Here is a 23,985-nt window from a genome sequence, read left to right as displayed (position 1 = left end):
CACCACAGATCGGATGCCGCGACTCGCCATGATCAGCAGATGCCCGATGGTCTGATCGTCAACGAGAACGGCTTCATCCTCGCTCGCGATGCTCGGGCAGCCGGCCTTGCATCGAGTCTCCACCGAGCCCTCGCGGCAGGCGAGATCGACCGAGTGCGGAAGGGCGTCTACGTCCTCCGGCGCGAACCCGACCCGAAGATGAGCAAGGCCGAGCAGCGAGCCATGGCGTATCGCCGACAAGTACTCGCCGCCGGCCAGACGTTGACCGCGCCGGTCTTCGCCTCGTACTCGGCTGTGGCGCTGCACCGGCTCCCGATCTACGGCGAGTGGTCGCCGAACATCCACGTGCTCTCACCTGATGGACACGGCCACCGTCGAACAGGGCTCATTTCGATCGCGCGGTGCCACGACCCCGCCATCGAGACGATCGAGGGGTGCGCCGTGACCGCGGTCGAGGCATCCGTCATACAGTTCGCGCGCGACGCCCCGCTTGCTGCGGCCCTGACTGCGGTCGATGCAGCGATTCGAACGACACGCCTCCGCACTCATCCGCCGAAGACGACGATCGAACGACTGTGGGCCGAACACGAGCGGATGGGCCGCTATACGGGCGTGCGCAAGGTTCGAGCGGTGCTGGAGCGATCGAGCACGCTGGCCGATACGCCGCTCGAAACCTGCAGTCGGCTCGTCATCGAGGAATGGGGGTTCCCCGAACCCGAACTGCAGCACGAACTCTGGTTGCCGGAGCTCGGCAAGCGCGCCTTCCTCGACTTCTACTGGGAGGAGTACGGCATCGGCGCAGAAGCCGACGGACGCGGCAAATACCTCGGGCAAGCGGATGCCGCGGCATCCGCTCACACCGTCGTCGAGGAGAAGGACCGTGAGAACGCCATTCGCAGGCAACTGCGGGGGTTCGACAGATGGGACTGGACCGAGATGCGCCAACGCTTCCCCGTGCGGAACCGTCTGCGTGCGGTCGGGCTTCCTGTCGTGCGGCGCCCGATTCGCCTGCTCTGAACCATTGGCACCGCGCTGTAGCGGCCGTTCGCGCGACGGTCCGCGCCCCAGAGGACGGACAACGCAAGACCTCCACGGCGCACAACGTCGCGCGAACGAGACACGAAGCGCGCGGCGCGGAGCGGCGCGCCTACCGGAAGTTGACGAACTGCAGCGCGACCTCGAGGTCTTTACCCTTGAGCAGCGCCATCGTGGCCTGCAGGTCGTCGCGGCTCTTCGAGGAGACGCGCACCTCGTCGCCCTGCGTCTGGCTCTTCACGCTCTTCGGCGCCTCGTCGCGGATGATCTTGTTGATCTTCTTCGCGTTCTCGGAGTCGATGCCGGCCTTCATCGTGGTCTCGATGCGGAACTCCTTGCCCGACGGGAACGGCTCCCCGGCGTCGAGCGAACGCAGCGAGATGCCGCGCTTGATGAGCTTGGCCTCGTAGACCTCGAGGATCGCCTTCGCGCGCTCCTCGCTGTTTGCCTTGATCAGCACCTTCTCACCGGACTGCTCGATCGACGCGCCGACGTTCTTGAAGTCGTAGCGCTGCGCGACCTCTTTCTGCGCCTGGTGGAGGGCGTTGTCGGCCTCCATCTGGTCGACCTTGGAAACGATGTCGAACGTTGCATCTGCCATGCCGCCCAGTGTATCGGCGAGCGGATGCCGCGTGGCTGGTCTCGATACGGCCGTGGGCGCGGCCTACTCGACCGACGTCAGGCCGGCGTCAGGCCGGCGGGCGCGCCGTCGACGAGCGCACGCGCAACTCGTACGGCAGGGGAGTGGCGGCGGGCGTCGCGGCATCCGCATCGCCCGGCTCGAGCTCGTCCATCAGGATGTCGACCGCCATCTCGCCCTGCACGCGAGGGAACTGCGCGACGGTCGTGAGGCCGAAGAAGTCGGAGAGGTCGTGATCGTCGATGCCGGCGATCGAGACATCGCGCGGCACGACGAGTCCGAGGTCGCGGGCCGCGAGGATCGAGCCGATGGCCATCTCGTCGGATGCCGCGAAGATCGCGGTCGGCCGGTCGTGCGGGGCGCCGAGCAGTTGCTTCGCGGCGTGGTAGCCGCCGCGGATCGTGAAGTCGGCGGGGGCGAAGAGCCGGGGGTCGACATCGAGGCCGGCGTCGCGGAGCGCGCCCTCGTAGCCGATGCGGCGGTTCGTCGGCAGGTGGAAGTCCATGTCGAACTCGAGGTCGCCGCCGATGTGCGCGATGCGGGTGTGGCCGAGCCCGATGAGGTGCTCGGTCGCGAGGCGGGCGACGGCGACGTCGTCGATCGTGAGGGTGCGCACGCCGGGGATCGGGCCGCCGACGCCGACGAGCGGCTTGCCGAGCTCGTGCAGGCGCGCGACCTCGCGCTCGGTGAGCTCGAGCGAGACGGCGATGACCGCGTCGACCCGCTGCCGCAGCAGGAAGTGCTCGAACACGCTCGAACGCTCCTGGCCGTCGCCGGAGAGGTTGTAGAGGGTGAGGTCGTATCCGCGGCGCAGCAGCGCCTGCTGGGCGCCCTCGAGCACCGAGGAGAAGAACCAGCGGTTCAGGAACGGCACGACGACGCCGATGTTGCGGGTGCGGCCCGAGGCGAGGCTCGAGGCGTTGGAGGAGACGACGTAGCCGAGCCGCGCCGCGGCCTCTTCGACCTTCGCCTTCGATCCGGGAGAGACGTGGCCGCGTCCGCTAAGGGCGCGCGAGACCGTCGCGGTGGAGACTCCCGCGAGTCTCGCGACCTCTTCGATGCCGGCCATGGCTCCTCATTCCCGGCCATGCCGAGTCGATCTCCCGGCCTCGCCGAGTCGGTCCCCGGCCATGCCGAGTCAGGGGAATCCTACTCGGCCGTGCCCGCCGCGCCCCGCGTGGCGCGTTGTCTCGCAGCGGCGGGTGGGATAGAAATACGAGTCGGGGCTGGCTCACGGGGGTGGCGGCTCGCCCCTTGTCGCCGTCTCGAAGGGAAAGCACCCGTGAAGTGGCTCAAGGGCATCGCCGTGGCGTTGGTCGTGATCTTCGCCTTGTTCTACATGATCAGTCGTCCTGAAGACGCTGCCAACGTCGTGCAAGGCGCGTTCGGCGCAGTCGTCTCGGCCACCGAGGCCGTCGGCAGGTTCTTCAGCTCACTCGCCTCATGACGCCATGAGCGTGTTCGGGTTCGATCCGCGCGTCGAGCGCCACCTCATCGCCGATGAGGGCGAGGTGATCGTCGACGAAGTGCGCAAGCACTGGGCGGCGGTCGTCGGGGCGATGCTCGAGATGACCTTGGCCGTGCCGGCGCTGATCCTGCTCGCGTGGGTGCCGCAGCCCCTGTACTGGTTCCCCATCTTCCTCGCGCTGTTCCTCTTCCTGCACGGGTTCTGGCGCATCCTGCAGGCCCGCATGGACCGCTTCGTGATCACGAACATGCGCGTGTTCCGCGTACACGGGATCCTGTCGCAGCGCATCGCCACCATGCCGATCTCCCGCATCCTCGACATCTCGGTGCACACCCCGCTCATCGGCCGCGTGTTCGGCTACGGGCACTTCGTGTTCGAGTCCGCCGCGCAGGACCAGGGGCTTCGCGAGATCCGCTTCGTCGGGTCGCCCGACCAGCGCGGCGCCACGATCCAGCGCGTCATCCAGCGTTCCGGCCTGCGCGGCCCCGCCCGGCAGATCGGCCGCAGCGAGCAGTTCGACACGGCGCCCGCGCCGACGCCGGTACCGCCGCGCTACGACCCCGCGCCGCAGCCAGATCGCTACGACACGACCCCGCCGCGCGACCCGAACGACACCGCCGAGATGCCCTGGTGGCGGTCGTAGGCCGTCGATTTCTCGCACCGGCCCTCGGCGGGTATCCTTGACAGGCCCCCGGTTGTGTGCAGAACGTGGTCGGGTGCGATGGCGAGTTACCCAAGCGGCCAAAGGGATCTGACTGTAAATCAGACTGCTCAGCATTCGGGGGTTCGAATCCCTCACTCGCCACCAAAGAAGCCCCGGTCAGCCGGGGCTTTCGTGGTTTCAGGGGCGGATACCCCGGTGCGCCGCGGATCCCGGCGGGCTAGCGTGTCAACATGAGTGACGACGCATCCGCTGCCCTGCTCGACCTCGCTCGGCGCATCGCGCTGCAGGCGGCGGAGTTCGCGTTCGAGGCGCGACGCGGCGGGGTGAGCGTCGCCGAGACGAAGTCGTCGCCGGTCGACGTCGTCACCGCGGTCGACCGTGACACCGAGGCGCTCATCCGGCGTCTCGTGCTCGAGGCGCGACCCGACGACGGCTTCGTCGGAGAGGAGGACGCCGCCCGCATCGGAACGAGCGGCGTCAACTGGGTCGTGGACCCGATCGACGGCACCGTGAACTTCCTCTACGGCATTCCCGCGTGGGCGATCAGCATCGCGGTGGTCGAGGGCTCGGCGGATCCGGCGCGGTGGACGGCGCTCGCGGCCGTCGTCGTGAATCCGAGCACGGGCGAGGTCTTCGAGGCCCGCGCCGGCGGCGGAGCGTGGCTCGACGGTCGGCGACTGCAGGTCAACACGGATGTCCCGCTGAGCCACGCCCTCCTCGGCACGGGGTTCGGGTACGCGGCCGAGGTGCGACGCGCCCAGGCCGAGGTGCTGCTCGAGCTGCTGCCGCTCGCGCGGGACATCCGTCGCATCGGCTCGGCCGCCCTCGACCTGTGCGCGGTGGCCGCGGGCAGTCTCGACGCCTATTACGAGCGCGGACTGAACCCGTGGGACCACGCGGCCGGCGCGCTGATCGCAGCCGAGGCGGGCGCGAAGGTCGGTGGCCCCGGCGGGGGAGCCGCGACGTTCGAACTCGTGATCGCCGCGGCGCCCGGGCTCTACGAGGAGATCGCCGAGGCGCTGCGACGCGCCGGTGTCGATGCCTGACGCATCTCCCGCGATCGCCGCGGATCTCGTGGACGTGCAGCGTTCTGACAGGCGGAGTTCGCGGTTCGACGTGGCATGAGCGACTGAGAACGGGTAGTCTTTACCAACCTGTTATCTCGGCCCCGTCGGGATGTCCACCTCCCCGCGTTGTCCGTTTTCCACGAAGCCGAGAGTTTTCCCCCACGTGCTCGAGTCCCCCCTCGTGCCCGACGATTCCACGCCAGGCACCCAGGCCCTTTCGCGGCCCGAGCGACCCCTGACTCGTCGTGAACTGCGTGAGCGCGAGTCGGCCGAGACCGCCGCGGCGCAGCGTGCCGCGGCCTTCGGGCAGCAGCAGACGGCCCCGGCGGCCGCACAGGGCGCTCCGTTCGAGCGGCAGACGGATGCCTCGTGGCAGGCGGTCTTCACCCCCGCCGCTGCGGCCGAGCCGGCGCCGCCGGCCCCCGCGTTCACCGCACCGGCGTATCCCACGGCTCCCGTGTATGACGCTCCTGCGTTCACCGCTCCCGCCGCTCCCGCGGCCCCGGTGCATACTCCGGCTCCGGCGTCTCCCGCTCCGGCCTTCGCCGCGGCCCCCGACGTTCCGGTTCCCGGGGCCTTGAGGCCGAGGCGATCGGCGGCCGAGATCCCGGCATCGCAGGCGCAGTCGGAACCGTTCGCGCCCGTCGCCCCCGCAACACACGCAGTCCCCGCAGCTCCCGCAGTCCCCGTCGTCATCGCAGCCCCCGCTCCGACCCCCCAGGCCGAGCCGGTCGACCTCCCGGTCGACAGGAACTCGGCCTTCTCCGTGTCACGGGCCGGTTCCGACGCGGGCGCCGCCTTCGACGACCTCTTCGCCGACCTCGGAGACGAGCCCGACGCGTCGGCGTCCGGCGGGCGCCGTGCCGACGCATCCGCTCGCTCGGCTCGGCCCTCGCGCGCCGAGCGCAAGGCCGCGAAGGCCGAGAAGGCGCCGAAGGGCGCCAAGGCCGCCAAGTCCTCCCGTTCCGCCGCCGTGGCCACGACCCCAGCGGTTCCGGTCGCAGCGCCCGAGGCGGCTCCGTCGGCGACCGCCGACTTCGCCGCGGTGATCGCCGCCTCTGCGATGACGCGCATCCCGAGCAGCGCCGAGGCGCCCGCGCCCGATTCGCAGTCCGCCGAGCAGTTCGTGCCCACCGCGGTCTGGCAGCCGTCCAACGGCGTCGCCGCGGCGCAGGAACGGCCTCGTCGTTCCGCGGGTCCCGACGCCGTCGGTGCGCGACGTTCCACGGCTCGCGAGGGGTCGTCGGCTCCCCGGGCCACGACCGGCTCCCCGAAGCCCACGGCGAAGCGCCGGGTGACGCGCGCAGGGCGAGTCGCCCGCATGTCCAGCGGCTTCGTCGCCATGAGCTTCGCGGCACTGCTCGCCGTCGCGACATCCGTGCCCTCGCTCTCGCTCCTCTCACCCGCCGACGTGCAGGCCATGGCGCTCGAGCAGGCGACGATCGGCAGCGAGCCCGGCCAGCAGGTCGAGATCACCGGCGGCACGCTCGCGCAGACCGTCCAGCGCGACGGCTACGAGACGCAGACCATCGACGAGTACGCGCGCGCAGCCGGCATCCGGCCCGAGGCGACGTTCACGAACAACCCGTCGGGCACCATCCAGTGGCCGTTCGCGGTCGGCGTCCACATCGGCGACCGGTTCGGGTACCGCGACTGCGCCGGTTGCTCGAGCGACCACGGCGGCCAGGACTTCAACCCTGGACTCGGCGCCGAGATCCAGTCCATCGCCGACGGCGTCGTCGCCAACTCGACGGACTCCGGCGGATCGCTCGGCGTCGTGATGATGATCGACCACATCATCGACGGCGAGCTCGTCACGAGCGTCTACGCGCACATGGAGTACAACTCCCGCCGCTTCGAGACGGGCGACACCGTCAAGGTCGGCGACGTGATCGGCCAGACCGGCGACACCGGCATGTCGACCGGCCCGCACCTCCACTTCGAGATCCGCCTCGGCGGCATGAGCGGCACCAAGGTCGACCCGCTCGACTGGCTGTACGCCAACACGAACTGACATGCGACCGCACGTCCACGGGCGCACCGTCGACGGTGTGACCCGGTGCGTGCACTACGCGACCGACGTCGACATCATCGCCATCCGCTTCGCGTGCTGCGATCGTTACTACCCGTGCCACGCCTGTCATGCCGAGGCCGAGTCGCACCCGGTCGTGGTCCGGCCGCGCGCCGAGTGGGACGAACCCGGCATCCTGTGCGGAGCGTGCGGCACCGAGCTCTCGGTGACCGCGTACCGGTCAACCGATTCCTGCCCCGCCTGCGCCGCCGACTTCAACCCGCGCTGCCGCCTGCACTGGGATCTCTACTTCGAGGCGTAGGCGTAGGCGCAGGCGCGCGCCCGGGCCCCGGTGCGCGCAGCACGAACGACGACGGCGCCGCCCCCGTCGAGACGGGAACGGCGCCGCAGGTGACGCGTGAGGTTACGCCGAGAGCCACACCGTGGTGTCGGCGGGCAGCGTGCGGCCGTCGATCGGCTCGCTCGAGAGCAGCACGTCGCCGTCGGGCAGGTCGACGGGGGAGTCCCCGGCGTTCGCGATCACGACGAGGTCGCCGTTGCGGAACGCGACGGTCGACTCGGGGTAGCCGGGCAGCCACTCGAGCGTGCCCGCACCGAGGTCGTGCGCCCGGCGCCGCGCGAGGGCGTCGCGGTAGAGCGAGAGGGTCGATGAGGCGTCGCCGCGCTGCACGTCGCGCGCGAGCGCGGCCCACTGCTCGGGCTGCGGGAGCCACGCGGCATCCGTCGGGCCGAAGCCGTACGAGGGCGCCGCCGATTCCCAGGGCAGGGGCACGCGGCATCCGTCTCGCCCGTAGCGCTCGTGGTTCGTGCGGAACCACGTCGGGTCCTGACGGGCGTCGTCGGGCAGGTCGATGACCTCGGGCAGACCGAGCTCCTCGCCCTGGTAGAGGTAGACCGAACCGGGCAGCGCGAGCATGAGCGCGGTCGCGGCGCGGGCGCGGCGGAGGCCGGGCGCGTACTCGGGCAGGCCCTTCGAGCGCGGGCCGAGGCCGTGGCCCTGCGGGTTCGCCTCGGTGACCGACAGTCGAGTGGCGTGGCGCACGACGTCGTGGTTCGAGAGCACCCAGGTCGAGGGCGCGCCGACCGCGGCGAACGCGGCGAGCGAGTCGTCGATGACGTGGCGCAGCGCCTCGGCGTTCCACGGCGTCTCGAGGTAGGCGAAGTTGAACGCCTGGTGCATCTCGTCGGGGCGCACCCACTTCGCGAGTCGGGGCAGCGGATCGACCCAGGCCTCGGCCGCGAGCACGCGGTCGTCGGGGTACTCGTCGAGCAGCTTCCGCCAGTCGCGGTAGATCTCGTGCACGCCGTCCTGACCCCAGTACGGAGCGCCGTCGCCGGGCTCCGCCGAGATCTCGGGCTCGAGCGGCACACCGGTGGTCGCCGCGCCGCCCATGCTGCCGCCCTCGGCCGGGGGCGTGAAGTCGGGGAGTCCCTCGGCCTTGATCATGCCGTGGGCGACGTCGACGCGGAAGCCGTCGACCCCGCGGTCGAGCCAGAAGCGCAGGATGCTGCGGAACTCCTCGCGGACCTCGGGGTTCGTCCAGTCGAAGTCGGGCTGCGAGCTGTCGAAGAGGTGCAGGTACCACTGGCCGGGCGTGCCGTCGGCTTCGACGACGCGGGTCCATGCCGGCCCGCCGAAGACGGACTCCCAGTTGTTGGGTGCCTCGGAGCCGTCGGCGCCGCGGCCGTCGCGGAACAGGTAGCGGGCGCGCTCCGCGCTGCCCGGCGCTGCGGCGAGTGCTGCCTGGAACCACTCGTGCTCGTCGGAGGAGTGGTTCGGCACGAGGTCGACGATGACGCGGATGCCGCGGGCATGCGCCTCGGCGACCATCGCGTCGAAGTCGGCGAGGGTGCCGAAGAGCGGGTCGACGTCGCAGTAGTCGGCGACGTCGTAGCCGGCGTCCCGCTGGGGCGACGTGTAGAAGGGGGAGAGCCAGATCGCGTCGATGCCGAGCTCCTGCAGCGCACCGAGGCGCGAGGTGATGCCGGCGAGGTCGCCCATGCCGTCGCCGTTCGCGTCGGCGAACGACCGGGGGTAGATCTGGTAGATCGCGGCGGTGCGCCACCATTCGGAAGTCATGCGGAAACTGTACGTCATCTCGATACCTGATGGAAACGCTTGCAGTTTCTACTCGTCGCACGATGGTTACAAACCGGTATCAATACGCGCTACCTCATTTGGTAAAGGGGACGAGGCAAGGTATACCTGTAATCGCTTGCACCAAGCGAGCACTCCATACGGAAGAACGGCCTTTCGGGCGCGGTGCCCCGTTTCACAGCGGAACGGGCGACTCTCACCAGGCGAAGGCGCCGTCTCACGCACACTGAGAAGGGCACACCAATGAGGGTGAACACGAAGAGCCTCCTTGCTGCCGGGGCCGTCGCGGTTGTCGCGACGCTCGGGCTCGCGAGCTGCTCCGCCGGCGACAGCGGCTCCGAGGGCGAAGCCTCGGCGAGCAGCACGCTGACGGTCTGGGTCGACGCCGAGCGCGTCGACGCGCTGAAGGGCGCGGCTGACGCATACACCGAGAAGACCGGCGTCAAGGTCGACCTCGTCGGCAAGGACAACGCCGACATCAAGGACGACTTCATCCAGCAGGTTCCGACCGGCAAGGGCCCCGACATCACCATGGGCGCCCACGACTGGCTGGGCGAGCTCTCGACCAACGGCGTCGTCGCCCCCATCGAACTCGGCGACTCCGCCGCCGACTACCTCCCGGTCGCGATCGACGCGTCGACCTACGAGGGCACGACCTACATGCTCCCCTACGCGGTGGAGAACATCGCGGTGCTCCGCAACGCCGACCTCGTTCCCGAGGCCGCCACGAGCTTCGACGACATGATCGCCAAGGGCCAGGCCGCCGGCCTCACCCAGCCGTTCGTGGTCGAGCAGGGCGCAGAGGGCAACCCCTACCACCTGTACCCGTTCCAGACCGCGTTCGGCGCTCCCGTCTTCGGCAGCGGCGCAGAGGGCTACGACCCCACCGACCTGCAGCTCGGCAACGCGGGCGGCGAGCAGTTCGCCACGTGGCTCGGCAGCCAGGGCAAGAACGGCACCGGCGTCTTCAACACCGACATCGACGGCGACATCGCCAAGCAGGCCTTCATCGACGGCACCGCGGCCTTCTGGCTGACCGGCCCGTGGAACGTCGGCGCCGCGACCGACGCCGGCATCAACGTCGCGATCGACTCCGTGCCGAGCCCGACCGCCGAGGTCGCGTCGCCGTTCGCCGGCGTCAAGGGCTTCTTCGTCTCGTCCGAGTCGAAGAACAAGGTCGCCGCGAACGACTTCCTCGTCAACTACATCGGCACCGAAGACGTTCAGCTCGAGCTGTTCAAGGCCGGCAACGTGCTCCCCGCGCTCTCGGCTGCCGCTGAGACCGCGTCGAGCGACCCGATCGTCGCCGGCTTCGCCGCCGTCGGCGCCGAGGCAGTGCCGATGCCCGCGATCCCCGCGATGGGCGCCGTGTGGCAGTACTGGGGCATCGCCGAGGCCGACATCATCAACGGTGCCGACCCCGTCGCGACGTGGCAGAAGCTCGCCGCCGACGTGCAGGCCGCGATCAGCAAGTAACGACTGAGAAGCTCCGGGCCGGATGCCGCTGCGGCATCCGGCCCGGAGCACTCACGTTCGACGAGAAGAGCGAGCAGGATGAGCACCACGATCGACGACGAGGTCTCCGCGGCGACGCCGCAGAAGCCGACGAAGAAGCAGCGGCGTGCCGCGAACATCGCCGACGCGGCATCCGGTGGGCTGAAGATGCTCCTCGTGAAGCTGCTGATGCTCGGCCTCGTCGACGCGATCGCGATCTACGGGGTCATCATCCTCGCGAGCGCCGAGCAGTGGCTCGTCGCGGCGATCGTCGCGGTCGTCGCGGTGATCGTCAACTGGATCTACTTCTCGCGTCGCAAGCTCCCCGCGAAGTACCTCACGCCCGGCGTGATCTTCCTCGTCGTCTTCCAGGTGTTCGTGCTCGTCTACACGGGCTACATCGCCTTCACGAACTACGGCACCGGCCACAACGGGTCGAAGGAGCAGGCGGTCTCGTCGCTCATGGCCTCCTCGCTCCAGCGCGTCGAGGACTCGCCCACCTACCCCGTCACCGTCGTCGACCAGGGCGGCACGCTCGGCCTGCTCGTGACGGACCCCGACGGCGAGGCGCTGCTCGGCACCAGCGAGCAGCCGCTCGCCCCCGTCGACGCCGAGATGGACGGCGACAAGGCCGTCGCCGTCGACGGCTGGACGACCCTGCAGTTCGCCGACGTGATCTCCCGCACCGACGAGATCACCGAACTCGCCGTGCCGTTCTCCGACGACCCGAACGACGGAGCGCTGCGCACCCCCGACGGCTCGAGCGCCTACCTCTACCTCTCGAACCTCGAGTACGACGAGGCCGCCGGCACGATGACGAACCTCGACACCGGCACCGTTTACTCTGACGTCGGCACCGGCGCCTTCACCTCCGAGAGCGGCGAAGAGCTCCTGCCCGGCTGGCAGATCGTGGTCGGCTTCGACAACTTCGTGCGCGCCGTCACCGACGAGCGCCTCGCCGGCCCGCTCGTCTACGTCACGCTCTGGACCTTCGCGTTCGCGCTCATCTCGGTCGCGTCGACGTTCTTCCTCGGCCTCTTCCTCGCGATCGTCTTCAACGACATGCGCATGAAGGGCCGCAAGTACTACCGCGTGCTCATGATCCTCCCGTACGCCGTGCCGTCGTTCCTCTCGGCGCTGATCTGGGCCGGCATGATGAACGAGAGCTTCGGCTTCATCAACCAGGTGCTCTTCGGCGGGGCATCCATTCCCTGGCTGACCGATCCCGTGCTCGCCAAGTTCTCGGTGCTGCTCGTGAACCTGTGGCTCGGCTTCCCATACATGTTCCTCGTGTGCACGGGCGCCCTGCAGTCGATTCCCGAGGAGCTGCAGGAGGCGGCGACGGTCGACGGCGCGAAGCCGTGGGCGGTGTTCCGGCTCATCAAGCTGCCGCTGCTGCTCGTCTCGGTCGCGCCCCTGCTCATCGCGTCGTTCGCGTTCAACTTCAACAACTTCAACGTGATCTACATGCTCACCGACGGCGGGCCGAGGGACTCGAACGCCCCGATCCCCGTCGGGTTCACCGACATCCTGATCTCGATGGTCTACAAGGTGGCGTTCACCGGGCAGACGCGCGACTACGGTCTCGCGAGCGCCTACTCGATCATCATCTTCATCATCGTGGCCGTGATCTCGGTCATCGCCTTCCGACGCACCAAGTCCCTCGAGGAGCTGAACTGATGGCCGCCCAGCAGCCCGTTCCCGGAACCCAGACCGGCCTCGTCATCGGCGAGGCGGCGGAGTTCGCGGATGCCTCGACGCGTGCGAGCGTCTCGATCGCACGCGACGGCGGCGACGGCGGCCCCGGCCGTGAGATCGCGCGCCGGCCGTTCAACCTTCGTCGCTGGTTCGCTGCGACCGGGTGGCGCCACATCGTCGGCATCGTGATGGTCGTGTTCTCGCTCTTCCCGATCGTCTTCGTGATCTCGTCGTCGCTGAACCCGCACGGCACGCTCACCGGCTCGAACGCCCTCTTCTCGGCGATCGGCCTCGAGAGCTACGTGCGCATCCTCACCGACCCGCAGGTGCCGTTCCTCACCTGGTTCGGCAACACGCTCATGATCGCCGGCATCACGGCGGTGCTGACGGTCTTCCTCGGGGCGCTCGCCGCGTACTCGTTCTCGCGAATGCGCTTCACCGGCCGTCGCTTCGGCCTGATCTCGATCGTCGTCGTGCAGATGTTCCCGCAGCTGCTCGCCGTCGTCGCGATCTTCCTGCTGATGAGCGCGATCGGAGACTGGTTCCCGGCGATCGGCCTGAACACGCACATCGGCCTGATCATGGTGTACCTCGGCGGCGCGCTCGGGGTGAACACGTACCTCATGTACGGCTTCTTCAACACGGTGCCGGCGTCGATCGACGAGGCCGCGAAGATCGACGGTGCCGGTCACGCCCGCATCTTCTTCACGATCATCCTGCGGCTCGTCGCCCCGATCCTCGCGGTCGTCGCACTGCTGTCGTTCATCGCCTCGGTCAACGAGTTCGTCGTGGCATCCGTGCTGCTCATCGACACCGACAAGCAGACGCTCGCCGTCGGCCTCACGAAGCTCGTGTCGAACCCGCGCTACGCCGACTGGAGCGCCTTCTCGGCGGGTGCCGTCATCGCGGCGCTGCCGGTCGTGGCGCTCTTCCTCTTCCTGCAGAAGTACATCGTCGGCGGGCTGACCGCCGGCGCCGTGAAGTAGCAGCCGCCCGCCCGGACGGTGCGGCCATGTCACCTGCGTGTCATGCGCAGGTGGAAAGGTGATGGAATGACCCCGCCGACCGTACTCGCCCAACTGGCTCCACTGGCTCCGCACCACGACGGATCACCGCTGCACGTCTCGACGCAGACGCCCGCGCTCGGCGAGACGGTGCGGCTGCGCCTGCGCGTACCCGAGTCGTTCGGGCCGCTCTCGTGGGTCGGCACCCGGTCGAACCCGAACCGGGAGCCGCGGTTCGACGAGGCCGTGCTGCTGCCTTCGACGGGCTCGGGCAGCGACGGTTCGGCTGACGGCTGGCAGTGGTGGGAGGCATCCGTCGAGGTCGAGAACCCGGTGCACGGGTACCGATGGTTGCTCGTCGGCGGCGACGGCCGCCAGCACTGGCTGAACCAGCTCGGCCTGTCGACGGTGGAGACCCGCGACCACGACGACTTCAGGCTCGTCGCGTACGAGCCCGCGCCCGACTGGGCGGCGTCGAGCGTGATGTACCAGGTGTTCCCCGATCGCTTCGCGAAGTCGGCGGCGGCGCCCTTCGATGCGCTCCGTGCGGCGGGCGAGCTGCCCGAATGGGCGATCGCGGCCGACTGGGGCGACCCCGTCGACCCCGTGTACCCAGGCCGGTCGAAGCAGCTGTTCGGCGGCGACCTCGACGGCGTGCGTGAGAAGCTCGACCACCTGGCATCGCTCGGCGTCGACCTGCTCTACCTGACGCCCGTCTTCCCGGCGCGCTCGAACCATCGCTACGACGCCACGACCTTCGACCTCGTCGACCCGCTGCTCGGCGGCGACGAGGCGCTCGTGCGGCTCGTCGAGGCGGCGCACGCCCGAGGCATCCGCGTCATCGGCGACCTGACCTCGAACCACTCGGGCGATGCGCACGAGTGGTTCCGCGCGGCGCAGGCCGACGCAGAGACGCCGGAGCGCCAGTTCTACTTCTTCCGCGACGAGGCCGACGGCGGCGGCTACGAGTCGTGGCTCGGGGTGCCGAGCCTGCCGAAGTTCGACTGGAGCTCCGACGAACTGCGCCGCCGCTTCATCGAGGGCCCCGACTCGGTCGTGGCTCGGTTCCTCGGAGCGCCGTTCCACCTCGACGGATGGCGCATCGACGTCGCCAACATGACCGGCCGGCTGGGCTCAGCCGACCTGAACGCCGAGGTGCGCCGGACGATCCGCCGCACGATGCTCGACGTGAAGCCCGACACGCTGCTGCTGGGGGAGTCGACGAACGACGCCGCGAGCGACTTCCAGGGCGATGCGTGGCACGGGGCGATGACCTACACGCCGTTCACCCGCCCGCTGTGGAGCTGGCTGCTGGAACCGGGCAGCCCGGCCGGCGGCGGCCTCGGCTTCGCGCTGCAACAGGTGCCTGCCTTCACGGGCGATGACTTCCACGCGGCGCACCTGCGGTTCGCCGCGGGCTTCCCGTGGCGCACGCGCCTCGCGACCATGAACGCGCTCGACACCCACGACACCCCGCGCTTCGCGACGCATGCGCGACCCGGGGCTCTGCCCGTGGCCCTCGGCCTCGCGATCTCGCTCCCCGGCATCCCCGTGGTCTGGGCCGGCGACGAGTTCGGGCTCACCGGCGTCGACGGCGAGGCCTCGCGCACGCCGATGCCGTGGGGGAGCGAGACCTCGCCCGAGGTCGCGCCCGTGCTCGAGACGTACCGCTCGCTGCTTCGGTTGCGCCGCGAGCGCCCGGTGCTCGCGACCGGCGGCATCCGCTGGCTCGCGATCGCCGACGACGCCGTGGCGTTCGTGCGCGAGTCGGTCGAGGAGTCGGTGCTCGTGTTCGCCGCGCGTTCGGCAGCCACGCTCGCGATCGACTCGGTCGCGCTCGGCGCGCTCGGTCGACTCGGCGAGCTCGGCGAGCTCGGCTCAGCGGATGTCGCGGCGCGACTCTTCGGGACGGCGCGAGTCGAGGCATCCGCTGGTCTCGTGACCCTTCAGGCCGACGAAGCCGGCTTCGCCGCGTGGAGCCTGCCGGGCGTCTCGGCGCCGTCCTGGGGATAGTTTCGACGAAGTCGCGGGCGGATGGCTACTGTCGGATTCCCCGACCGAGAGGACCATTCATGCAGCCTCCCGCGACGCCCCCGGCGCCCATGAGGCTCGGACACGCGCCGTCGCCGGATCCGAACGCGACGAACGCCTTCGCAAAGGTGAGTGTGGCGCTGCTCGCCGGGACCCTCGTGTTGGGACTGAACGCCTCGATCACCGCCGTCATCTTCGGCCATCTCGCGTGGGCGCAGTTGCGGCGAGTTCCCCAACGCGGGCGAGGGCTCGCCCTCACCGGCATCATCGGTGGCTATGTGATGACCGCGGTGTGGTTCGTGGTCGGGTTCGTGCTCATCGCACTGGTGATTCTCTGGCCGTACCTGCTCTGGGGACTCGCAGAAGGCTAGTTGCAGGGCATGGTCGCGCTGGTTCGGAGGTGCCGCCGAGAGGTGATATCCTCGTACGGTTGCCAAGTGCGGCAACATGCCCCGATAGCTCAGTGGTAGAGCACTTCCATGGTAAGGAAGGGGTCGTCAGTTCAATCCTGACTCGGGGCTCTGGTTCACTTCGTTCGGCCGTTCGGCTGGGCGGGGGAAGCCTACCCGGCGGGGTAGCTCAGGTGGTTAGAGCACACGGCTCATAATCGTGGTGTCGCGGGTTCGAGTCCCGCCCTCGCTACAACATCAGGACCCGGCTTGTCGCGGAATCGGTCCGTTGGCATGCGACCAGCCTGGCAGCCGGTGACGGTATGCCCCGCCCGCTCATCGACGGGCTTCCGACACATCAGCGGGTCGGTGTCAGGCCACCGGGCGCCACCGACAGCGGTGCGTCGAGCAGGTTGTCGCGCGCCAGCCATTCGGGGAGCATCGCCGAGACGAGCTTTCCCGCCCCGTCGACGTCCGCGCCGGTCTGCAGGTCCTCGTGCAGCAGTGAGAGGATCCCGCCGACGAGGAACCGCGCCCCGCGGTCGACGTCGAAGCCGACGGGCATGGCCGGCGAGCGTTCGATCGCGGTGGTGACGTGCGTCACCAGCGCGGCGTGGAGCTCTGCAAGCGCGGGCATCTGCTCATCCGAAACCAGCACCGCGACGCACAGGTCCCGATGTGCGGCGAGGTGGTCGAAGAGGTCCTGGAAACTCGCCGCCGTCGGCGCGACCTGCCCCCTGTGCTCGCGTTCGTCGTCGACCGGGTCGAAGGAATCGAGAATCGAACGGAGTGCGGCGACGCCCACTTCCTCGATGCCCGCGAAATGGGTGTAGAACGAACTCCTGCTCACCCCGGCTGCACGCACGAGGTCGGCGACCGTGGGTGAACTCGACGAGGCGAGGAGTCGCTCGTACGCGGACAGCAACTGACTCCGTGTTCGCACCGACCTCGGGTCGGTCGGATCGCCGTCGCGCATGAACGCCGCGGGTGGAATGCCTGTCAGCCCCATCGGTCCGCCTCCTCAGCATGAGCGTATCGGATGACAATCGGACAGATGTCCGTTAGTGTGATCCGCACCACTTCCGCTGAAAGGACGTCGAGATGTCAACGATGATGCTCGATCCACAGATCGCCGCCATGTACCGAGCCCTGGCCGAGAATCTGCAATCGCTCGGAGACTTCACGCCCCCTGTGCGCGGCGACGTGCACGGGCTGCGCGCCATGATCGATGGGTCGATGCCCGCATGTCCCGCCCCGCTGTCGACGGGCGTCTCCGTGCGAGAGCACACGATCACGTCGTCGCGGCAGGGACGGTTCGACCTCCGCTGGTACGAGCCCGAGACCCGGCAGGACGACGAGCTCCGGCCCGCAGTCGTCTACTTGCACGGCGGCGGCATGGTCGCCGGAAAGGCGGAGTACTACGACGGCCTCGTCCGGTACTACGTGCAGGAATCGCGAGTTGCCTTCGCCTCGGTGGACTACCGCCTGGCACCCGAGAACCCGGGCACGGGCATGGCCACCGACGCCGTCGACGCCATGGAGTGGCTCATCGAGCACGCCGACGAGCTCGGTGTCGACATCGAGCGAATCGCCGTCATGGGTGACAGTGGCGGGGGCGGCGTGGCCGCCGGAGCGGCGATCCTCGCTCGAGACCGGGGCATCGCGCTCGCGAAACAGGTCCTCATCTACCCGATGCTCGACGATCGCACCACGGTTCCCGACCCCAACATCGCCCCCTACGCCGCGTGGGACTGGGACTCCAACTGGACCTGCTGGAGTGCCGTGCTCGGAGCCGACGTCGGCGGCGACACCGTGTCGCCGATCGCGGCTCCCGCACGGCTCGCCGATTTCACCGGCCTGGCGCCGGCGTACATCGAGGTCGGCGATCTCGACATCTTCCGGGACGAATCGATCAGCTACGCCCAGCGCCTGCTCGCGGCCGGCATACCGTGCGAACTCCATGTGCTGCCCGGCGTCACCCACGGTCACGACCGCGTCAGCGTGGAGATCGACGTGTCACGCCGAACGCTCGCGGAGCGATGCCGCGTGCTCGCAGCGCTGTAGGCCTTCGCGCTCGACATCGCTTCGCCTCTGACTCCGCCCCACCCGCCCGTTCATCGCCTGCTCGACGGGTGGGGCTGGGGACCTCCTTTCTCCGCTTCGGCTAGCAGCCTCCCCTCAGTTCGGCCCGCGGCTACCCGGTTCTCGGGACGGAAGGTTCAGATCATCGGGGTCGACGTCGACGTCGCCCGTATCGTCGGGCCCGCCCGTTCCCGGAACAGCGCGCACGTCGTCGGGATCGATGCCGTCGTCGAGGTCCTCCGGGTCGACGCCGTCCTGCTTCGCTGCCGTCTCGGCCTCGCTCGACGGGCTGTAGGCGACATCCTTCCGTATCTGCTGGGTGTCGTTCAGTGGTGCGGGCTCGGACTTCGCGACTTCCGGATTCCCGGGCGCTCGGTTCTCATCATTGACTCGCATGCCGGGATGCTACGCCGATGCGATTCATGCGGTCAGCGGCTTGACAGGACCTTTGGCGCGCCTGCCGGCTGGAGTCAGAGCCCGTCCTGGTCATGCCAGTGCTACGTCGTCGACCCCGCAGAACGGCGACCGCTCACGGTCTCGGGCGACCGCCTTGGGCGGGAGCATCGATGCTACCGAGAACAAGCATGCGACCCGATCTCGTCGAGAATCCAGCGTTCGTGCGGAAATAGTCCTTGGTATCGGTAACAAATTGTGGCACGATCGGACCACCCCCACGGAGCCCCGTTCGAGGCTGCGCCGGGACTGGATCCGATCGCACCGACGGTGCGGGTCGACGGATGCGTTGCCCCCGGTGACGCAGGAAATTGGAGACGAAGATGCCTTCACCTCGCCCAGCGGGCCGCCTCTGGCGGCTCGGCCTCGGCTGCGCGATCGTCAGCGGCGCACTCGTGCCGTTCGCGGCCGCGCCGGCGACGGCCGCCCCGGACCTGGCCATCCAACCGTTCGCCGCCTCCACGGCCGGCGCAGCGCTCAACCTTCGGAGCGAGGAGTTGACCGTCGCGGCCGACGCCGGGTTCCCTCAGGTCGTCACGTACACCGATCGTGAGTCCGGTGCCGTCCTGCACGGCAACGACACGACGATCACGACGATCACCATCAACGGCGAGGCCCAGCCCGTGGGCGTGGTGTCGAAGCCGAGCGGCCGCGCAGCGGTCGACTACGTGCTCAAGCCGACCGCGCTTCCGGGCGTCTCGATCGCCGTGCGTCTCTCGGTCTCGCACCGTGTCGTGACGATCAAGGTGACGAAGATCGTCGACCCCCAGGGAGTGGTGAAGAGTCTGCAGATTCCCGATCACCGCCTGGTCACCGTCTCCTCCGACGAGCCCGGCGCGGCCGTCGCTGCGGCGAACCTCTCGGTCGACCGCGGCGTCTCGGGCGATGCGTTCCTCCCCGTCACGGTCGACACCCCGATCGACGCCGCCCCGAAGGGTTCGACGGCGATCATCGCGAACACGGGCGAGCTCGCCGCGGCGTTCGCGACGAACGCGCTCTACGACACCTCGTCGGGACCGAGCAGCAAGGATGCAGGCAACTTCTGGCGCCAGGCCGTCGCCGACGGTGACGGCGGCGTCGAGGTGGGCGTCGCGAGCGGCCCGTGGCTCTACCGTGCACAGGGGTCGGATGTCGCGGAGGAGCTGCCGTGGGTCAAGGTCGCGATCACTCCCGACGCCAACGACGACGACGTGGTCGACTGGCAGGACGGCGCGATCGCGATGCGCGGCATCCGCGTCGCCCCGTTCAAGGGCGGCCAGACTCCCGAGAACGTGATCACCCACATCCCGTTCAACTTCGCGTCGCAGGCGACGCATCCGTTCCTGCGCACCCTCGACGACGTGAAGCGCATCGCGCTCGCGACCGACGGCCTCGGCCAGGTCGCCATGCTCAAGGGCTTCACGAGCGAGGGACACGACTCGGCCAACACCGACTACGGCGACAACTTCAACGAGCGGGCGGGCGGACTGAACGACCTGAACCGGCTCGCGAAGGAAGGCGCGAAGTGGAACGCCTCGTTCGGCGTGCACATCAACGCGACCGAGATCTATCCCGAGGCGAACTCGATGAGCGACGAGGTCGCCACGACGTCGAACGGGTGGAACTGGCTCGACCAGTCGTACTACATGGACCAGCGCCACGACATCGTCTCGGGTGACCTCGACAAGCGCATCGGGCAGCTCGCCGACGCGACCGACGACAACCTCGACTTCGCCTACGTCGACGTGTACTACCAGCACGGATGGCTCGCGCAGAAGATCCAGGACTCGCTCGTGAAGCACGGGTTCCGGGTCGGCTCCGAGTGGGCCGACAAGCTGTCCGAGAACAACACGTGGTCGCACTGGGCGAACGACGAGAACTACGGCGGCGCGACCAACAAGGGCGTGAACTCGCAGATCCTGCGGTTCGTCAACAACACGAAAGCCGATGTGTGGAACCCCGACCCGAAGTTGGGCACGAGCCACATCGTCGAGTTCGAGGGCTGGACGAATCAGAACGACTTCACCGCGTTCCTCGAGAACGTGTGGGTCGCGAACGTGCCGACGAAGTTCCTGCAGCACCACGAGATCATGCGCTGGACGCCCGAGCGCATCGACCTCGAGGACGGCGTGAGCGTCACGGGGACCACCGCCGCCGATCGCTCGATCACCGTGGACGGCGCCGAGGTGCTGCGCGGTGGCACCTACCTGCTGCCCTGGTCGTCGACCGCCGATGAGGTGGCCGACAAGCTCTACCACTACAACCCCGCCGGCGGAGCGACCACGTGGACCCTGACCGATGAGTTCGCCGGGCTCGAGTCGCTGCAGCTGTTCGAGCTCAGCGACACGGGCCGCGAGAAGCTCGCCGACGTGCCGGTCGTCGACGGCACCGTGACGATCGACGCCGTGGCGGGTCAGCCGTACCTGCTGGCCGCCGGCGAGGAGGCGACGGCCGCCCAGGCGTTGCCGACGAAGGTCTCGTTCGGCCAGGGGACGACCGTCGACGACCCCGGCTTCAACGCGGGCGACCTGGACGCGTGGAACCCGACCGGAGCCGCGACCGCGGTGAGCGACGAGCTCGGACGGCGCTCCGCGCTGCTCGGGGCGGGTGAGGCCTCGATCAGCCAGCGCCTCGACCTGCTGAAGCCCGGCACCTACGCGGTCTCGGCGGACGTCGGCATCGCGGCGGGCCAGACACGCGAGACGACGCTCTCGGTCGACGTGCGCGACGACGACGGAGAGGATGCCTCGATCACGGTCGACAGCTCGGGTGCGGCCAACCTCGTCGGCTCCGACAGTTGGCACGGCACCAACCTGCAGCGCCTGCGAACCTTCCTCACCGTGACGGACGAGACCCTCCCGACCCTCACGATCGCCGCGGGCGACGGCGACGCCGCGGTGCACATCGACAACGTGCGGGTGGTCGCCACCGACGACCCGACGATCGGCGACGACGTGCTGATCGACGAGGACTTCGAGCGGGTCGACCAGGGCTGGGGACCGTTCTTCAAGGGCGACTCCGGCGGTGCCACCGACCCGCGTACGCACATCGCGAAGCGCAACGAGCCCTACACCCAGCAGGGCTGGAGAGGACGCAAGTTCGACATGGTGCTCTCGGGCGACTACTCGCTCATGGCGCACGAGGAGAACCGCGGTCTCGTGTACCGCACGTCCGAGTACACCGTGCCGGTCGAGGCCGGACATCGCTATCGGGTCTCGTTCGACTACCAGAGCGGAGTCGCGGGCGCCTACTCGTTCGTGACCGGCATCGACCAGATGGCGGACGGCGCCTCGACGCCGACGGACCTCACGGCCACGGAGTTCGGAGCCGTGCACGAGACCACCGAGTTCGTGCACGAGTTCGACGCACCGGCGTGCGGCGACACCTTCGTCGGCCTGCGCCGCAACGCGGTCGGCAGCACGGGCGCCGACCTGATCCTCGACGACCTCCGCATCGTCGACCTCGGCGAGAGCGAAGAGCCGGGCGCCTGCGCGCGGCTCACGCTCGCGGCACCGGCCAGCGGCATCGTGCCGGGCGAGGCGAACGCCTTCACCACGAGCTTCACGAACCACGAGGCGGAGGCGGCGACCGAGGTCACGACCACGCTCGCGGTACCCGAGGGCTGGACGGCCGAGCCGTCGGGCGCCGCGGCATTCGCGTCGGTCGCGCCCGGCGCCACGGTGAAGACCACGTGGCGAGTGTCGGCACCGGCCGACATCGCTCAGGGCAGCTACGAGGTCTCGGCGGCCACGAGCTACGGCGTCGGCGGCGGAACGCGCGCGGTCGAGGCATCCGTCTCGGTGGCGACCCTGCCGCCGGGGCTGATCCCGCAGTCGCGACTGTCGATCGCGGGCGTGAGCGATGCCGAGCCGGGCACCGGTGACGGCAGTGCGCGCGCCGCGATCGACGGCAACGCGGCCACGATGTGGCACTCGGCCTGGTCGCAGGTGAACCCCGACACGCCCTACCCCCACTGGATCGCGCTCGACCTCGGCGACACGTACGCCGTCGACGGGTTCGACTACCAGGTTCGGAGGGGCAACGGTTCGATCAAGAAGTACGAGCTCTACCTGAGCACCGACGGCACGAACTGGGGCACGCCCGTGAAGACGGGTGAGTTCGCGAGCGCGACGGAGGTGCAGCACCTGTCGTTCCCGGCGGCGAACGCACGCTTCGTGAAGCTCGTCGGCCTCAACGCGATCAACGGCGCGGCCTTCGCCGGCGCGAACGAGATCAACGTCTGGGGCACCCGTGAGGCGGCACCGACACCGTTGCCGAAGGACGCCATGTCGATCTCCGACGTCGACTCCGAGGAGACCGAGGGAGAGGACGGCGCCGCGACGAACGTGCTCGACGGCGACGCCGCGAGCTGCTGGCACAGCGAATGGCTGAACGCTTCGCCGGCGTATCCGCACCACGTGGCCGTCGACCTCGGCGGCTCGCACGAGCTGCGCGGCATCTCGATCCAGCAGCGACCGGGCACCGAGCCCAACGGCCGCATCAAGGGATACGAGGTGTACGTGAGCGCCGACGGCACGGACTGGGGTTCGCCGGTCGCAACCGGTGAGCTCGGCGCGGGCACCGCAGCGCAGACGGTGATGTTCGCGACGCCGGCGACGGCCGGCTTCGTCAAGGTCGTCGCGACGAGTTCGCACAACGGCCAGCCGTTCGCCTCGATCGCGGAGCTGGAGTTCTTCGGCACCGACTGATCGACCGGTGCCGGGGCGGTGGGGGCCGCCCCGGCACGGCACGAATGGCCTCGCGTTCCTCACCGCGGGGCCATTCGTGTGCCCGGACCGGCGGCGTCGTGCGAAAGTCCAAGCGGGCGCGCTACCGAGTCCATGGAGCTTCTCGGACGGGTGCCGCAGGGTGAGACCATGACCCCATCTCCCGCCCTCGGCGTCCAGACCGTCTTCGACCGCACCGAGTACCGCCAGGAGCCCGTCATCATCGATGAGCCCGGCGAGACGGCCTGGGCGCATCACGGCGTCGCCATCGCGCCCGACGGCGCGATCCACACAGCGGATGCCTCGGCTCGCCATCTCGTGATCCTCCGCGGCGAGACGGTCGAACGCGTGCCGTTCCCCGGCACCGAGCTGCACGGCCTCGCGGTCGATCACCACGGCGAGACCTGGGCCGCCGATCCCGGGCACAAGGCCGAGCGCACGGCAGAGGGCACGTACGAGGGCGAACGGCTGCGCGGGCGGGTGCTGCGCCTGCGCGCCGACGGCGTGGTCACCGCCGAGCTGTTCGGGTCCGAGACCTGGCGTCCGTGCGACGTCGCACTGTCGGACTTCGGCACTCTCGACGACCGGGTCTGGGTCGCCGACGGGTACGGCGACAGCATCGTGTACGCGTTCGACGTCGACGGCACGCTGCTCTGGAAGACCGATGGCGAGGAGACCGGGAAGCGGTTCCGCCAACCTCACGCGATCATCGTGGACTCGCGCTCGACGACCCCGACCCTGCTCGTCGCCGACCGCGCGAACCAGCGCATCGTCCGGCTCACCCTCGAGGGGGAGTTCCTCGGCGAGTTCGGACGATCGGCGCTCACGAGCCCGTCGGGATTCGCCCTCGACGGCGACCGGTTGCTCGTCACCGAGCTCGACGGACGGATCGTCGCCTTCGGGCCCGACGACGAGGCGATCGGCAGCATCGGCACCCCGCTCCGCCGCACCCCGGAGGCCTGGCCGAACGTGCTGCGCGACGGCGCGATCGAGCGACCCCGCTCGGTCGGCGTCTTCCGCGCGCCCCACGGCATCGCGGTCACAGGCGAGGGCGACATCATCGTGACGGAGTGGCTCATCGGCGGCCGGGTCACCCGCCTGGTGCCGCAGCTCCCCGCCTAGCG

19 protein-coding genes and 3 tRNA genes are annotated in these 23,985 nt (G+C 69.4%); 17 read left to right on the top strand and 5 right to left on the bottom strand.

Annotated features, from left to right (window positions below; all coding sequences use genetic code 11):
• Nucleotides 1-39 precede the first annotated feature (39 nt).
• Nucleotides 40-1,017 (top strand): type IV toxin-antitoxin system AbiEi family antitoxin domain-containing protein, encoded by a 978-nt coding sequence (locus ESP57_RS08645; protein WP_129231247.1) that lies wholly within the window; start codon nucleotides 40-42, stop codon nucleotides 1,015-1,017.
• A 130-nt stretch (nucleotides 1,018-1,147) separates the two neighbouring features.
• Here ESP57_RS08645 and ESP57_RS08640 read toward each other — a convergent pair whose 3' ends face one another.
• Both ESP57_RS08640 and ESP57_RS08635 read right to left on the bottom strand, forming a co-directional pair.
• Entirely contained in the window at nucleotides 1,148-1,636 is a 489-nt protein-coding gene (locus ESP57_RS08640) for a YajQ family cyclic di-GMP-binding protein (protein ID WP_022891219.1), read from the bottom strand.
• 88 nt (nucleotides 1,637-1,724) lie between these two features.
• Nucleotides 1,725-2,744, bottom strand: coding sequence for a LacI family DNA-binding transcriptional regulator (locus tag ESP57_RS08635; protein WP_056006002.1), 1,020 nt, complete (start codon nucleotides 2,742-2,744; stop codon nucleotides 1,725-1,727).
• Nucleotides 2,745-2,957: 213 nt separating this feature from the next.
• On the opposite strand from ESP57_RS08635, the gene ESP57_RS18415 reads away from it, so the two are divergent.
• The 6 genes from ESP57_RS18415 to ESP57_RS08610 all read left to right on the top strand — a co-directional run bounded on the left by ESP57_RS18415 (nucleotide 2,958) and on the right by ESP57_RS08610 (nucleotide 7,207).
• Nucleotides 2,958-3,122 carry a hypothetical protein gene (locus ESP57_RS18415; protein WP_165877421.1) on the top strand — a complete coding sequence of 55 codons (165 nt, stop codon included), beginning with the start codon at nucleotides 2,958-2,960 and terminating at the stop codon, nucleotides 3,120-3,122.
• 4 nt (nucleotides 3,123-3,126) lie between these two features.
• Nucleotides 3,127-3,786 (top strand): PH domain-containing protein, encoded by a 660-nt coding sequence (locus ESP57_RS08630; protein WP_082571137.1) that lies wholly within the window; start codon nucleotides 3,127-3,129, stop codon nucleotides 3,784-3,786.
• Nucleotides 3,787-3,866: 80 nt separating this feature from the next.
• A tRNA-Tyr gene (locus ESP57_RS08625) sits at nucleotides 3,867-3,951 on the top strand.
• Nucleotides 3,952-4,037: 86 nt separating this feature from the next.
• Nucleotides 4,038-4,853, top strand: coding sequence for an inositol monophosphatase family protein (locus ESP57_RS08620; protein WP_129231246.1), 816 nt, complete (start codon nucleotides 4,038-4,040; stop codon nucleotides 4,851-4,853).
• Nucleotides 4,854-5,037: 184 nt separating this feature from the next.
• Nucleotides 5,038-6,888, top strand: coding sequence for a M23 family metallopeptidase (locus ESP57_RS18840; protein WP_129231245.1), 1,851 nt, complete (start codon nucleotides 5,038-5,040; stop codon nucleotides 6,886-6,888).
• A 1-nt stretch (nucleotide 6,889) separates the two neighbouring features.
• The gene (locus ESP57_RS08610; RefSeq protein ID WP_129231244.1) at nucleotides 6,890-7,207 is read left to right on the top strand and encodes a CHY zinc finger protein; all 318 of its coding nucleotides are present in this window, start codon (nucleotides 6,890-6,892) and stop codon (nucleotides 7,205-7,207) included.
• Nucleotides 7,208-7,309: 102 nt separating this feature from the next.
• Here the strand turns inward: ESP57_RS08610 and ESP57_RS08605 are convergent, their stop codons facing one another.
• Entirely contained in the window at nucleotides 7,310-8,986 is a 1,677-nt protein-coding gene (locus ESP57_RS08605) for a glycoside hydrolase family 13 protein (protein WP_129231243.1), read from the bottom strand.
• A 261-nt stretch (nucleotides 8,987-9,247) separates the two neighbouring features.
• Between ESP57_RS08605 and ESP57_RS08600 the strand changes: the two genes are divergently transcribed.
• The 7 genes from ESP57_RS08600 to ESP57_RS08570 all read left to right on the top strand — a co-directional run bounded on the left by ESP57_RS08600 (nucleotide 9,248) and on the right by ESP57_RS08570 (nucleotide 15,873).
• A complete protein-coding gene (locus tag ESP57_RS08600) occupies nucleotides 9,248-10,480 on the top strand; it encodes a sugar ABC transporter substrate-binding protein (protein ID WP_056005987.1) in 1,233 nt (410 codons plus the stop codon).
• Between the two features lie 78 nt (nucleotides 10,481-10,558).
• A complete protein-coding gene (locus tag ESP57_RS08595) occupies nucleotides 10,559-12,178 on the top strand; it encodes an ABC transporter permease subunit (protein ID WP_056005985.1) in 1,620 nt (539 codons plus the stop codon).
• Nucleotides 12,178-13,182 carry a sugar ABC transporter permease gene (locus ESP57_RS08590; RefSeq protein ID WP_082571135.1) on the top strand — a complete coding sequence of 335 codons (1,005 nt, stop codon included), beginning with the start codon at nucleotides 12,178-12,180 and terminating at the stop codon, nucleotides 13,180-13,182. Before ESP57_RS08595 ends, ESP57_RS08590 begins: the two co-directional genes overlap by 1 nt.
• 66 nt (nucleotides 13,183-13,248) lie before the next feature.
• Nucleotides 13,249-15,213: a glycoside hydrolase family 13 protein gene (locus tag ESP57_RS08585; RefSeq protein ID WP_243648462.1), complete on the top strand. Its 1,965-nt coding sequence runs from the start codon at nucleotides 13,249-13,251 to the stop codon at nucleotides 15,211-15,213.
• Nucleotides 15,214-15,272: 59 nt separating this feature from the next.
• Nucleotides 15,273-15,602, top strand: coding sequence for a DUF4190 domain-containing protein (locus ESP57_RS08580; protein WP_115958916.1), 330 nt, complete (start codon nucleotides 15,273-15,275; stop codon nucleotides 15,600-15,602).
• A gap of 78 nt (nucleotides 15,603-15,680) precedes the next feature.
• Nucleotides 15,681-15,752: transfer RNA gene (locus tag ESP57_RS08575), tRNA-Thr, on the top strand.
• A 47-nt stretch (nucleotides 15,753-15,799) separates the two neighbouring features.
• A tRNA-Met gene (locus ESP57_RS08570) sits at nucleotides 15,800-15,873 on the top strand.
• Nucleotides 15,874-15,978: 105 nt separating this feature from the next.
• On the opposite strand, the gene ESP57_RS08565 is transcribed toward ESP57_RS08570, so the two are convergent.
• Nucleotides 15,979-16,629 carry a TetR/AcrR family transcriptional regulator gene (locus tag ESP57_RS08565; RefSeq protein WP_129231242.1) on the bottom strand — a complete coding sequence of 217 codons (651 nt, stop codon included), beginning with the start codon at nucleotides 16,627-16,629 and terminating at the stop codon, nucleotides 15,979-15,981.
• A gap of 101 nt (nucleotides 16,630-16,730) precedes the next feature.
• On the opposite strand from ESP57_RS08565, the gene ESP57_RS08560 reads away from it, so the two are divergent.
• Nucleotides 16,731-17,684 (top strand): alpha/beta hydrolase, encoded by a 954-nt coding sequence (locus ESP57_RS08560; protein WP_207904512.1) that lies wholly within the window; start codon nucleotides 16,731-16,733, stop codon nucleotides 17,682-17,684.
• Nucleotides 17,685-17,798: 114 nt separating this feature from the next.
• Here the strand turns inward: ESP57_RS08560 and ESP57_RS08555 are convergent, their stop codons facing one another.
• Complete coding sequence (locus ESP57_RS08555; protein WP_056005970.1) at nucleotides 17,799-18,098, bottom strand: hypothetical protein; 300 nt, start codon at nucleotides 18,096-18,098, stop codon at nucleotides 17,799-17,801.
• A gap of 380 nt (nucleotides 18,099-18,478) precedes the next feature.
• Between ESP57_RS08555 and ESP57_RS08550 the strand changes: the two genes are divergently transcribed.
• Together ESP57_RS08550 and ESP57_RS08545 are read left to right on the top strand one after the other, a co-directional pair.
• Entirely contained in the window at nucleotides 18,479-22,843 is a 4,365-nt protein-coding gene (locus ESP57_RS08550) for an endo-alpha-N-acetylgalactosaminidase family protein (RefSeq protein ID WP_129231241.1), read from the top strand.
• 168 nt (nucleotides 22,844-23,011) lie between these two features.
• Nucleotides 23,012-23,983: an NHL repeat-containing protein gene (locus ESP57_RS08545; protein ID WP_129231240.1), complete on the top strand. Its 972-nt coding sequence runs from the start codon at nucleotides 23,012-23,014 to the stop codon at nucleotides 23,981-23,983.
• The last annotated feature ends 2 nt before the right edge of the window (nucleotides 23,984-23,985 follow it).

It is taken from the genome of Agromyces fucosus, from assembly GCF_004134865.1.
Classification (GTDB): domain Bacteria; phylum Actinomycetota; class Actinomycetes; order Actinomycetales; family Microbacteriaceae; genus Agromyces; species Agromyces fucosus.
This window is presented reverse-complemented; position numbering and strand designations above follow the sequence as displayed.